The sequence below is a fragment of the Streptomyces sp. NPDC058796 genome (assembly GCF_042745235.1).
In the GTDB taxonomy this organism is placed as follows: domain Bacteria; phylum Actinomycetota; class Actinomycetes; order Streptomycetales; family Streptomycetaceae; genus Streptomyces.
This window is the reverse complement of record NZ_JBHYOP010000006.1, coordinates 249,268-261,248: the sequence shown is the minus strand read 5'-3', so window position 1 is coordinate 261,248 and position 11,981 is coordinate 249,268. Positions and strand designations below refer to the sequence as shown.

Here is an 11,981-nt window from a genome sequence, read left to right as displayed (position 1 = left end):
GGCCAGGACGGCCACGGGGCGGGCCACCGGCCCGGCCGGTGGCCCGCCCGCGTGCCAGAATGGACACTCCCGTACCCCCAGCCACCCCGGTCCCAGAGGTTCCCGTGCCCAAGCCCGTCGCCCGTGAGCCGCAGCGGCGCAACGCCCGGTCCAACCGGGCGCGCATCCTCGCCACGGCCCGCCGGGAGCTGGGGCGGAACCCGGACACCACGCTGGAGGAGCTGGCCCGGGCCGCCGGTGTCGTACGGCGGACCCTCTTCGGTCACTTCCCGGGCCGCACGGCGCTGCTGGAGGCGCTCGCCGAAGAGGCGTCCGGGGCGCTGCGCGGCGCCATGGCCGCCTGGGCGGCGCGGGGCGGGACCGCCGAACCGGCCGAGCGTGCGCTGGCCCACTTCAACCTGCTCATGTGGCCGGTCGGCGACCGCTACCGCATGCTCCTCGCGCTGGCCCGGCACGACCTGGGCGCGGAGCGGGTGGCCGAGATCCTGGCGCCGGCCCGCGCCGAGGTGACCGCTGTTCTGGAGCGCGGGCAGCGGGACGGGACCTTCCCCGCGCACCTGCCGCCCGCGGTGCTGAGCGCCGGGCTGGAGGCGATGACCGTCGCCCTGCTGGAACAGGTCAACACCGGGGCACTGGAGGACGACGGCACCCGCGCCGCCACGGCCACGCTCATCGCGGCCGGTGTGCCGGAGGTGCGGGCCCGGGCCGTGGTCCGGGACGTCGCCACGACGTTGACCGCGGAAGCCGCGGAAGCCGCGGAAGCCGCGGAGCCGCACGAGCCGCGGGAGCCCGGCCGCGGCGAGTGACCGCCCGCCGCCCCAGTTCCCACTCCCCACTCACCACTCGCCCCGCCCCACCGGATCAACCGTCCCCGCCCCTCCCGGCCCGACGCGGCCCTCGCCCTATTTGCTCATCGCTGTGCAACAAAATACGCTGGCCCTAATCTGCACACCGATGGGCAATTAACCGGCTCCGCCGGTCCGCGCCGCCCACGCCATCCGGGAGCCCCAACCATGTCCCTCCTGCTCACCACCCCCGTCGAGAAGATGACCGGTCCCTACCAACGGCGCTGGTGGGCCCTCCTGGTGCTCTGCCTGAGCCTGCTGATCGTCGTCATGGCCAACACGTCGCTGATCGTGGCGGCCCCGGACATGACGACCGACCTCGGCCTGAGCAGCAGCGACCTGCAGTGGGTCATCGACGGCTACACCGTCCCCTACGCCGCGCTGATGCTGGTCCTCGGCGCGATCGGCGACAAGTACAGCCGCCGCGGCGCGCTCATCACCGGTCTGCTGGTCTTCGCGGGCGGCTCGGTGATGGGCAGCCTGGTGGACGAGACCGGGCTGGTCATCGCGGCGCGGGCGATCATGGGTGTCGGTGCCGCCGTCGTCATGCCGGCCACGCTGTCCCTGCTGGTCGCGGTCTTCCCCAAGGGGGAGCGGGCCCGCGCCATCACGGCCTGGACCGCCACCTCGGGGCTCGCCATCGCGGTCGGCCCGCTGGTCGCGGGCCGGCTCCTGGAGGACCACGCCTGGGGCTCCACCTTCCTGGTCAACGTCCCCATCGCCGTCGCCGCCGTCATCGGCGCGCTCGCCCTCGTCCCACCGTCCAGGGCGGCCGGCATGGGCCGGATCGACTACGTCGGCGGGCTGCTGTCCATCGTCTCCGTCGGCAGCCTCGTCTACGCGACCATCGAGGGCCCGCACTTCGGCTGGGGTGCCGGTCCGGTCGCCGCGGCCGTCGCCGCAGGCGTCGGTCTGGTGGCCTTCGTGCTCTGGGAGCTGCGCCACCCGCAGCCGATGCTGGACGTGCGCAGGTTCCTGCTGCGCCCCTTCAGCGGCTCCATGCTCGCCGTGCTGTTCTTCTTCTTCGGCACCTACGGCGCCATCTACTACGCCACGCAGTTCCTGCAGTTCGTCCTCGGCTACGGCGCGCTGGAGACCGGCGTACGGCTGCTGCCGCTGGCCGGCGCCGTCTTCGCCGGCGCCGCGCTGACCGGCAAGCTGACCCCGAGGCTGGGCGTCAAGGCGATGGTGGGCTCCGGCATGGTGATCGGCACCGTCGGTGTCTTCCTGCTGGTCCTCATCGAGAAGGACTCCGGCTACGGCGACTTCCTCGCCCCGATGCTGCTGCTCGGCCTCGCGATCGGACTGAGCGTCTCCCCGGCCACCGACACCATCATGGGCTCCTTCCCGGAGAGCGAGCTGGGCGTCGGCGGCGGCGCCAACGACACCGCGCTGGAGCTGGGCGGCTCGCTGGGCATCGCCGTACTGGGCTCCCTGCTCGGCACCGCCTACCGCGACGAACTCGCCGGCCTGGTGGGCGACCGCCTCCCGGCCGCCGCCCTGGACACCGCCCAGGACTCCGTGGGCGGCGGGCTGGCCGTCGCCGAGCGGCTCGCGACCAGTCCGCAGGCCGGACCCGAGCAGGCCCGGGCCATGGCCGACGCGGTGAACCAGGCCTTCGCCCACGGAGTGTCGGCGACCAGCCTCGTCGGCGGCGTCATCATGGCCGCCGGCACCCTGATCGTCCTCGCGGTACTGCCCGGCCGCCGCGTCCGGCAGCGCCCCGGGGAGAAGCCGGCCGAGACGCCGGAGCCGGCGCTCAGCGACGCGTCACACTGACCCCGGGCAGCTCGCGTCACTCGGTCAGCGCCGCCAGCTCCTCCGCGGTACGGGGACCCGTCGCCGAGTCCGCCAGCAGCCCCCGCGCGCGCAGCACGCGAGCCGCCGCGACGCCCCACGGCAGGCGCAGCCCGGCCTGCCGCAGCAGTTCCGTGCGGGCCAGCGTCGCGGCCGTCGGGCCGGTGCGCACACCGGCGGGCGTGAGCAGCGCGGCGTCGTCCGACCAGCGCAGGGCGAGGTCGACGTCGTGGGTGGCCATCACCACCGTCGTGCCGCCCGCGCGGAGCCGGTCCAGGGTGGCGAGCAGCCGCTCCTGCCCGTCCGGATCGAGCCCGGCGGTCGGCTCGTCCAGGATCAGCACCCGGGGCCGCATCGCCACGGCTCCGGCGATCGCGGCCCGCTTGCGCTGCCCGTACGACAGCAGATGGGTGGGCCGGTCGGCCAGCCGGGCGATGTCCAGGGCGGCGAGCGCCTCCCCGACCCGGGACCGGACCTCGGCGTCGGACAGTCCGAGGTTCAGCGGTCCGAAGGACACGTCCTGCGCGACGGACGCCGCGAAGAGCTGGTCGTCCGGGTCCTGCACCACCAGCTGCACCGTGGTCCGCAGCCGGGTGAGCCCCCGGCGGTCGTACGCCACCGGCTCCCCGTCGAGCGTCAACCGCCCGGCGCGCGGCCTCAGTCCGCCGCTGAGCAGCCGCATCAGCGTGGTCTTGCCGCTGCCGTTGCGGCCCAGCAGCGCGAGCGCGCGCCCCTCGCGCACCGCGAAGTCCAGGCCGGTCAGCACGTCCGGCCCCTCCTCGTAGGCGAAGGACACGCCCCGCAGGGCCACCAGGGCCGCCTCCGGCTCGTTCACGACAGGGGACCTTCCAGTACGAGGGTGAGGGCGGCCAGCGCCGCCAGCAGCGCCACGCTCGCCGCGGTGAACGGCACCGAGACGCGGGCCTCGGGCACCAGGACCCGCAGGGTGCCGTCGTAGCCGCGCCCGGCGAGCCCGCTCTGCAGCCGCGCCGCCCGGTCGAAGGTCCGCACGAACGCCGTGGCGCCGAGCCCGCCGAGCGAACGCCAGGCCGCGGCCCGGGTGGTGTGCCCCAGCCGCGCCGCCTGCGCCTGCCGCACCCGGCGCACGGAGTCCAGCAGCAGGAAACTCATGCGGTACGTCACCAGCGCCACATCCACCACCGGCGCCGGCACCCCGGCCCGCACCAGCCGGGGCAGCAGGTCGGACATCGGCGTGGTGAACGCGAACAGCAGCACCCCGAGGGAGGCCGCCGAGGTGCGCAGCAGCAGCTCACCGGCGCGCACCGGTCCGCCGTCCGCCGCCGTCAGGAACCTGTCCGGACCGCCGACCTGAACGAGCAGCGGCAGCGCCCCCGTCACGCAGAAGCCCAGCGGCACCCGGTACGCCCGCCACAGCCTGCGCCCGGGCACCCCCGCCGGCCCCAGCAGCACGGCGAGCGCCGTGACCAGCACCAGCGCCGCACCCGGCCAGGGCGGCAGCGAGACCGCCAGCACGGTCAGCCCGAGCCCGAGCACGGCCTTGTCCACGGGATGACGGCGACGCCAGCGACTGCTGTGCGCCGCCGCGTCGATCGGCAGCACTCAGTCCCCTTCGGGAGCGTCCCGTACAGCAGCAGCCGCCGTCGCCCGCTCCGCGCCCTGCCGCCGCCCCCGGCGCAGCCCGAAGTAGTACGCCAGCACGCCCGCGCCGATCGCGGCCTGCAGGGCGAACAGCGCCGACTCGACCTCTCCCGAGGGCGGTTCGTACAGCGGCGAGAACCACGGCTCGTACTCCGGCTCGATCTCGGTGATCGCCGTCTCCGCCTCCGCGTCGGCCCCGGCGAACGGCTCCTCCTTGTGGTCGCCGAGTCCCAGCGCCAGCGGCAGTACCGCGAGCGCCGCCACGGCGAGCAGCAGCAGGGCGTTGATCTTGGCGTTCCGGCTCATCGGGCCACCGCCTGTCCCTCGGTCTCCTCGGACCCCGCGGTCCCCGGCTTCGTCAGCAGGACGCCCAGCCGGGTCAGTTCCCCCTTGCTGGACTGCACCAGCAGCCGCATGACGATCACGGTGAGCAGGCCCTCGCTCACCGCCAGCGGGATCTGGGTGACGGCGAAGACGGACCCGAACTTGCCGAGCGAGCCCAGGAACCCGCTGCCCGGATCGGGGAAGGCCAGCGCCAGCTGCACGCTGGTGACGCAGTACGTGGACAGGTCGGCGACGAACGCCCCGCAGAACACGGTGACCATCAGCGGCACGTCGCAGCGGCGCAGCAGCCGGTAGACGCCGTACCCGGCCCAGGGGCCGACGATCGCCATCGAGAAGACGTTGGCGCCGAGCGTGGTCAGCCCGCCGTGCGCGAGCAGCAGCGCCTGGAAGAGCAGGGTGATGGTGCCCAGTACCGCCATGACCGGCGGCCGGAAGAGGATCGCGCCCAGACCGGTGCCGGTCGGGTGGGAGCAACTCCCGGTGACGGATGGCAGTTTCAGGGCCGACAGGACGAACGTGAAGGCCCCGGAAGCGCCGAGGAGCAAGGTGCTCTCCGGGTGTTCCCTGACCTCACGGGTGAGTGACCGTACTCCGTGGACGACGAACGGCGCGGACGCGACACCCCAGGCGATCGCGTGCGCCGGAGGCAGAAAGCCCTCGGCTATGTGCATGACTCGGCAGACCCTCTCCAGCACCTCGTGGATGGACGACGCGCCTTGGCCGGTCTCCTGGCTTACGGGTACCACCGCCCGTGCTCCGCCTTCCCGGATCGCAAGCGATCCAGTGGCTGCCCGCGAGGGCCGGAGCCGGACTTCCCGATTCACAGTGGCGAGGGCCGCACCGGCATCACACCGGATTTCCCGTTCACCAAGGCGTGACGACGGTAGTGCTCCCACGAGGCGGTGACAAGCGGGCCTCCCGCCCGGCGGGCGCGCACCCCTCAGCCGTCCTGCGAGCCGGACCGGCCCCGGCCCGTGCGCCGCACCACCATGTCGCGCATCCGCTGCGTCAGCGCGGTCGCGGCGGCGGTCAGGAACACGAAGCTGTACGCGATCTGCAGGACCGTCACGATCCGCGCCGACTGGCCCCGCGGAGCGATGTCGCCGTACCCGACGGTCGCCAGGGTGACGACGGTGAAGTACAGGGCGTCGACGCGGGTGTGGAGGCCGGTGAACTCACCGGGCTGCTTGGCGAGGGCGTAGTAGGTGGCGGAGAAGACGTGCACGGACAGGACGATCAGCAGGGAGAGGACCATCCCGGGACGGGAGTCCGGCCGGTCGACCAGCACGTGCCGGATCTGCCGGAGCAGCAGCACGGCCACGACGGCCAGGACCAGGGCGAACAGCAGCCAGCTCACCAGGGGGCGCTGCGGGCCCAGGTGGTCGAGGGGGAGGAGGAAATAGGCCGTGACCACGACCGTCGCGGCCCCGGCCCGCACCACCCAGGGCCGCACCGCGCGCCACTTGGCCCACCGCCCCCTCACCGCACCGCCCCGGCCGCCGGCCCCCCGTCCGCGCCCGGCTCGGTCCGGTGTGCCACCTGGGCGACGATGAAGGCGACCACCGACCCGGTGACGATCAGCGGCATCTGGTCGTGCGCGTCGCCGCCCATCAGCAGCACCGCCAGCACGGCGCTGGCCAGCGGCAGCCCCGTCACCGCGGCCGCCGCGGCGGAGATGCCGAGGGCGAGGGCCGGCGTCGTGCCGAAGCCGGGCAGGCCGGAGCAGGCCAGGGCCGTCGCCGTGCCCAGCAGCACCGCCGGGAAGATCGGGCCGCCGCGCAGACTGCCCAGCGCGATGCCCCAGGCCAGCCCCTTGCACGCGACCAGCGCCACCAGCGCGCCCACCGACCAGGCGTGCGGGTGCGCGGCGAGCTCGGCGAGCGTGGCCTGCCCGGACAGTGCCGCCTGCGCCGGGGAGCGGCCGGTGATCAGGGCGTACGCGGCGACGCAGACGCCGACCGCCGTGGCGCAGGCGACGGTCCGGACGGCCGTGTGCTCCCGCGTCCAGGAGACCGTGCGCCGCCCCAGCGCGCGGGCCAGTGTGATCAGCACCGCGATCAGCGCCGCCGTGGGGACGCCCCAGAGGAAGTCCCCGGCGTCCGGATTGGCGCCCGGCGGCAGGTCGTGCAGCGTGAGGGCGCCGGTCTTCAGGCCGGTCCACTGGCCGAAGCCGGTGAAGACCAGGGCGCCCGTCGCGCTGGCCAGCAGGCAGGGCAGCAGCAGGGTGACCAGCTGGGCGCCGCCGAGCCCGGCGCCCTCGATGAGCAGCACGGCCGCGGCCACCGGGCCGCCGAGAATGGTGGAGATCGCTGCGGTGGAGCCGGCCGTGGCGAGGACCGCGCTCGCTTTCGGGTCCCCGGCCGCGCCCGCCCGCCGCACCGCCAGGAGGGCGAGCCCGCTGCCCACGGCCATCAGCGGCGCCTCCGGTCCCAGTACCACCCCCAGGGGCAGCGTGGCCAGCGCGGCCAGAACCGCACCGGGCAGCGCGCGGGGGCCGACGGGCGCGCCGCCCAGCCCGTTCACCGGCAGATGACCGCCGCCGCCCGGCATCCGGGTCACGATCGGCGCCAGGATCAGCCCCGCCAGCACCAGCGCGGGCAGCGGCCACCACCAGGGCGGGGCGTCGTACCCCACCGCCTCGGGCAGCGCCGTCCACACCCAGTGCTGGAGTTCGTGCTGCAGCCCGACGAAGAAGAAGCAGGCCAGCGCGATGGGCACCCCCAGCAGCACGCACAGCAGCAACAGCCGCAGATAGCCGGGGCTGAGCAGGGTGCGCCGCAGGGACTGCTCGGCCCGGCCCGGCACCGCGTTGGCCGGCGCGGGCTGCGTCGTCACGGGCCCTCCTCCGTCCACCGCACCCGCGGCACCCGGTCCCTCACGAGCGTTCGCATGTGCGGCTCAGTAAACGTGAGGCGTCCCGGGCCCGCACGCGCACGGCGTCCGTCCCGGGGACCGGGCGGCAGGGCGCGGCGTCTGCCGGATTCACCCGTCCGGCGGACCCGCGTGGCCGGGCGGTGCGGGTGGCCGCAGGCTCGAATGACCTGTCGGCGCCTCGCGGTGCCGACGGGCGCAGGTCCGTACGGGGGACACGCAGAAAGGACTCCGCTCATGAGCCAGCACGCCGCACCTTCTCCCGGCAGGCCGACGCACGGCACCGGCACCCCGCGGTCGGCGGACCGTTCCAGCGGCTGGGTGACCGGCGGCGTCGTCTTCGCGGGCGTACTGCTGCTGCTGAACGGCGCCCTCGCCGTCCTGCAGGGCATCGCGGCCATCGCCGAGGACGACGTGTACGCCCGCGTCGGCAGTTACGTCTACGAGCTCAGCCTGACGGGCTGGGGCGTCATCCACGTCATCCTGGGCGCCCTGGTCCTCGTCACCGGAGTCGGCCTGCTCAAGGACATGGCCTGGGCACGCTTCGCCGGTATCTTCCTGGCCTCGCTCAGCCTGATCGCCCAGTTCCTGTTCCTGCCGTACTCGCCCGTCTGGTCCGTGATCATGATGGCGATCGACGTCTTCGTCATCTGGGCCCTGGCCAGCCGCCAGGACCAGGCCGCCTGAAGAACCGTCAAGAAGAACCGTCCCCCGCCGGTGCCCTCCGGAGCCGTACCCGGCTCCCGGAGGTCACCGCCGTCGGCAGGCCGGGGACGGGCCTTCAGCGATGCCGCAGGGCCCGGCTCAGGGCCGCCGCCGAGCCGACGGCCGCCAGCCCCGTACCCGCGAGGGCCAGCGCCTTCGCCCGCCGCCCCGGCGCCGTCGGCCGGGCGCCCGGCGCGGTGCCGTAAGCGCTGCCCGGCACGTCGGTGTCCCCGGCGGGCCGGGGCAGCGCCGAGGCCAGCAGCTCCGCCAGGTGCACGCCCTCGTGGCCGCCGCTGTCGAACTCGTGGATCTGCGTGCGGCAGCTGAACCCGTCGGCGAGGACCACCGTCGCCTCGTCCTCCTCCCGCAGCCGGGGCAGCAGCACCCGCTCCGCGCACGCCTCGCTGACGTCCAGGTGGCCCCGCTCGAAACCGAAGTTGCCGGCCAGCCCGCAGCACCCGGAGTCCAGCCGCTCGGCGTCGACCCCGGCCCGGCGCAGCAGTTCCCGGTCGGCCTCCCAGCCCATGATCGCGTGCTGGTGGCAGTGCACCTGGGCCAGCGCCTTCGCGGACCGCTCGGGCACCCGCGGCGGCTCGTAGCCCGGGGAGTGCTCGGTCAGCAGCTCGGACAGCGTGACCGTCTGCTCCGCCAGCCGGCGCACGTCCTGGTCGCCGGGGAACATCTCGCCCGCGTCCGCCCGGAACACCGCCGTGCAGCTCGGCTCCAGCGCCACCACCAGACCGCCCGCCCGCACGTGCTCGGCGAGGCCGCGCACGGTCCGGGTGAGGACCTTCTGCGCCGTGCCCAGCTGCCCGGTGGAGATCCAGGTCAGCCCGCAGCACAGCGGCTCGGACGGCAGCTCCACCCGCCAGCCGGCGTGCTCCAGCACCCGGACCGCGGCCCGTCCGATGTGCGGGTGGAAATGGTTGGTGAAGGTGTCCGGCCACAGCAGCACCGACCCGCGCCGCCCGTCGCCCTCCGGTTCGTGGCGCTCGAACCACTGCTCGAAGGTCCGCTCCGCGAACAGCGGCACCTCCCGGTCCGCCACCCCGGCGACCAGCACGGCCGCCTTCGACAGCAGCGGGGCGTGGGTGAGCGCGTTGACGACCGGCGCGAGCCGGGTGCGGCCCACCACCTGCGCCAGCGCCGGGAGCCAGCCCATCGACCAGTCCGAGCGGGGCCTGCGCCACGGCCGGCCTTCGTAGTGGTGGGACAGGAACTCCGCCTTGTACGTGGCCATGTCCACGTCCGCCGGACAGTCCTTCTTGCACCCCTTGCAGGCCAGACAGAGATCGAGCGCGTCCTTGACCGCCTGGGACCGCCAGCCGTCCCGCAGGGCGCCGTCCCCGTGCCCGTCGAGCATCTCGAACAGCAGCCGCGCCCGGCCCCGCGTCGAGTGCTCCTCCTCCCGGGTCACCTGGTACGACGGGCACATCACCGTGCCGTCACTGGTGTGCTGCCGGCACTTGCCGACCCCGACGCACCGGTTGGCGGCCTGCGAGAACGACCCCCCGTCGTGCGGGAAGCGGAAACGCAGGTCGCGGGGCTCGTACGGGGCCCAGTCGCCGCCCAGGCGCAGGTTCTCGTCCAGCCCGTACGGCGCGACGACCTTCCCCGGGTTCATCCGGTCCATCGGGTCGAACACGGCCTTCAGCCGCCCGAACGCCTCGACCAGCTCGTCCCCGAACATCCGCGGCAGCAGCTCGCCCCGGCTCTGCCCGTCGCCGTGCTCCCCGGACAGCGACCCGCCGAACTCCACGACGAGGTCGGCCGCCCGCTCCATGAACCTCCGGTACGTCGCCACCCCGTCCGCGGTGTACAGGTCGAACGGGATCCGGGTGTGCACGCAGCCCTGCCCGAAGTGCCCGTACAGACTGGGCCCGGTGTCGCTCAGGTAGCCGAACTCCTCGAAGAGCGCGCGCAGCCGCCGCAGGTAGTCGCCCAGCTTCCCGGGGGCGACCGCCGAGTCCTCCCAGCCCTCGAAGGTGTCGGGCTTGCCCGGGATGTGCGCGGTGGCACCGAGCCCGGCCTCCCGGACCTGCCACAGCGCCCGCTCGTTCGCCGGGTCGTCGAGGAACGAGCAGTCCGCGTCGTGCTCGGAGCGGTGCACCGCCTCCAGCATCCGATGCGCCCGCGCGCCCGCCTCCTCGACGGTGTCGCCGCCGAACTGCGCCAGCAGGTAGGCGTTGCCGTCTGGCAGCTCGGCGAGCGCCTTGTCGTTGAGGCGCTTGATCCGCTGGTCCCGGACCAGCCGGGCGTCCACGCCCTCCAGCGCGATCGGTTCGTGCGGCAGGATGTCGGGCACGGCGTCGGCGGCCTTGTCGATGGCGTCGAACCCGAGCACCACCAGCACCCGTTCCTTCACCACCGGCACCAGTTCCAGCTCCGCCCGCAGGACGGTGACCAGCGTGGACTCGCTGCCCACCAGCAGCCCGGCCACGTCGAAGCCGTGCTCGGGCAGCAGCGAGTCCAGGTTGTAGCCGGACACCCGGCGCGGGATTTGTGGGAACCGGCGGCGGATCTCGTCCCCGTAGGTGTCGCGCAGCGCGCGCAGCCGCCGGTATACGGTCGCCCGCAGGTCGCCCTGCCGCTCGATCCCGGCGTACTCCTCGTCGCCGGTCTCCCCGCACCAGAAGCGGGTCCCGTCGTAGAGCAGCACCTCCAGCCGGGCGATGTTGTCGACGACCTTGCCGTACGCCTGCGCGGTGGCGCCGCAGGAGTTGTTGCCGATCATGCCGCCGATGGTGCAGTTGGCGTGGGTGGCGGGCTCCGGCCCGTAGCGCAGGCCGTACGGAGCGAGCTGCCGGTTGAGGTCGTCCAGCACGATCCCGGGCTGCACCACGCAGGTGCGGGCGTCGGTGTCCACGGACTCCACGCGGGTGCAGTACTTCGACCAGTCGAGCACCACCCCGGCGCCCGTGCACTGCCCGGCCAGGCTCGTCCCGCCGCCCCGCGACAGCACGGGCGCACCGTACTCCCTGGCCACGGACACCGCCTCCGCGCCGGCCTCCGGGGTGCGCGGGACGACCACTCCCATGGGTGTCTGCCGGAAGTTCGAGGCGTCCGTGGAGTACGCGGCCCGGCTCCCGGCGTCGAAGCGGACCTCGCCGTCGACCCGTTCGCGCAGCGCGGCCTCGAGCCCCCGGAGGTCGACGGGCGCGGGTACGCCCTCGCGGACGACGGGTTCGGGCAGGTCCAGCGCACCCATGGGGCTCTCCTTCGGCTGTCGGCGCGGCAACGTCATCGCGCGCGTGGCGCGGCCGTCGCTGAGTACCCCGGCCCCTGAGGCGGCAACCGCCGGACACGGAGCGTCGCGAACCGTGTCGGTGTTGGGCCGAACGGGTGACTTGGCGTAAGAATTGGCTGGTGCACGCAATGAAGGCGAGTGGATTTCGGGGGAACCGGTGAACAGCCACGACGTCACCGATGAACAGTGGGAGGGGCTCGCCCAGGTCGTTCCGTTGCGCGGGCGCGACGCCTGGCCGTCCTCGGTCGGGCACCGGGCGCTGCCGGAGGCGGTGACGGAGACCCGCCGCCGGTTCGTCGTCCTGCGGGTCAACGTGTTCGCGGACGCCCGCGAGGTCGCCGAGACCCTGATGGCGGGCATCCCGGTCCTGCTGGACCTGACCAGCGCCGAGGGCGAGGTGGCCAAGCGGGTCCTGGACTTCAGCACCGGCGTCGTCTTCGGCCTGGCCAGCGGGATGCACCGGGTCGACCGCAACGTGTTCCTGCTGACCCCGGCCGGGACCGAGGTGAACGGGCTGATGGAGGGCGCGGCGGACGTCCCCGGAGTGTGAC

At 74.1% G+C, this 11,981-nt stretch carries 11 protein-coding genes and 1 riboswitch; of the genes, 4 read left to right on the top strand and 7 right to left on the bottom strand.

Annotated features, from left to right (window positions below):
• Positions 1-104: 104 nt before the first annotated feature.
• Both ACFW47_RS17525 and ACFW47_RS17520 read left to right on the top strand, forming a co-directional pair.
• Positions 105-806: a TetR/AcrR family transcriptional regulator gene (locus tag ACFW47_RS17525; protein WP_386306204.1), complete on the top strand. Its 702-nt coding sequence runs from the start codon at positions 105-107 to the stop codon at positions 804-806.
• A 207-nt stretch (positions 807-1,013) separates the two neighbouring features.
• Positions 1,014-2,624: an MFS transporter gene (locus tag ACFW47_RS17520; RefSeq protein ID WP_386306203.1), complete on the top strand. Its 1,611-nt coding sequence runs from the start codon at positions 1,014-1,016 to the stop codon at positions 2,622-2,624.
• 16 nt (positions 2,625-2,640) lie between these two features.
• Here the strand turns inward: ACFW47_RS17520 and ACFW47_RS17515 are convergent, their stop codons facing one another.
• The 6 genes from ACFW47_RS17515 to ACFW47_RS17490 all read right to left on the bottom strand — a co-directional run bounded on the left by ACFW47_RS17515 (position 2,641) and on the right by ACFW47_RS17490 (position 7,442).
• Positions 2,641-3,477: an ATP-binding cassette domain-containing protein gene (locus tag ACFW47_RS17515; RefSeq protein ID WP_386306202.1), complete on the bottom strand. Its 837-nt coding sequence runs from the start codon at positions 3,475-3,477 to the stop codon at positions 2,641-2,643.
• On the bottom strand, positions 3,474-4,223 hold the full coding sequence (gene cbiQ, locus ACFW47_RS17510; protein ID WP_386306200.1) for a cobalt ECF transporter T component CbiQ: 750 nt from the start codon (positions 4,221-4,223) through the stop codon (positions 3,474-3,476). Before cbiQ ends, ACFW47_RS17515 begins: the two co-directional genes overlap by 4 nt.
• The gene (locus ACFW47_RS17505) at positions 4,224-4,568 is read right to left on the bottom strand and encodes an energy-coupling factor ABC transporter substrate-binding protein (RefSeq protein WP_386306198.1); all 345 of its coding nucleotides are present in this window, start codon (positions 4,566-4,568) and stop codon (positions 4,224-4,226) included.
• Positions 4,565-5,278 (bottom strand): energy-coupling factor ABC transporter permease, encoded by a 714-nt coding sequence (locus tag ACFW47_RS17500; protein ID WP_386276780.1) that lies wholly within the window; start codon positions 5,276-5,278, stop codon positions 4,565-4,567. The genes ACFW47_RS17505 and ACFW47_RS17500 overlap by 4 nt, the downstream gene beginning before the upstream one ends.
• A gap of 29 nt (positions 5,279-5,307) precedes the next feature.
• Positions 5,308-5,494: riboswitch (cobalamin riboswitch) on the bottom strand.
• A gap of 53 nt (positions 5,495-5,547) precedes the next feature.
• Positions 5,548-6,090: a potassium channel family protein gene (locus tag ACFW47_RS17495; protein ID WP_386276778.1), complete on the bottom strand. Its 543-nt coding sequence runs from the start codon at positions 6,088-6,090 to the stop codon at positions 5,548-5,550.
• Positions 6,087-7,442, bottom strand: coding sequence for a chloride channel protein (locus ACFW47_RS17490; RefSeq protein WP_386276776.1), 1,356 nt, complete (start codon positions 7,440-7,442; stop codon positions 6,087-6,089). Before ACFW47_RS17490 ends, ACFW47_RS17495 begins: the two co-directional genes overlap by 4 nt.
• Positions 7,443-7,715: 273 nt before the next feature.
• On the opposite strand from ACFW47_RS17490, the gene ACFW47_RS17485 reads away from it, so the two are divergent.
• Positions 7,716-8,165, top strand: a complete 450-nt coding sequence (locus ACFW47_RS17485; protein ID WP_386276773.1) for a hypothetical protein — start codon at positions 7,716-7,718, stop codon at positions 8,163-8,165.
• Between the two features lie 94 nt (positions 8,166-8,259).
• On the opposite strand, the gene ACFW47_RS17480 is transcribed toward ACFW47_RS17485, so the two are convergent.
• Positions 8,260-11,391 carry an FAD-binding and (Fe-S)-binding domain-containing protein gene (locus tag ACFW47_RS17480; protein WP_386306197.1) on the bottom strand — a complete coding sequence of 1,044 codons (3,132 nt, stop codon included), beginning with the start codon at positions 11,389-11,391 and terminating at the stop codon, positions 8,260-8,262.
• Between the two features lie 196 nt (positions 11,392-11,587).
• On the opposite strand from ACFW47_RS17480, the gene ACFW47_RS17475 reads away from it, so the two are divergent.
• Positions 11,588-11,980 carry a cell division protein SepF gene (locus ACFW47_RS17475; RefSeq protein WP_219188679.1) on the top strand — a complete coding sequence of 131 codons (393 nt, stop codon included), beginning with the start codon at positions 11,588-11,590 and terminating at the stop codon, positions 11,978-11,980.
• Position 11,981 lies beyond the last annotated feature (1 nt).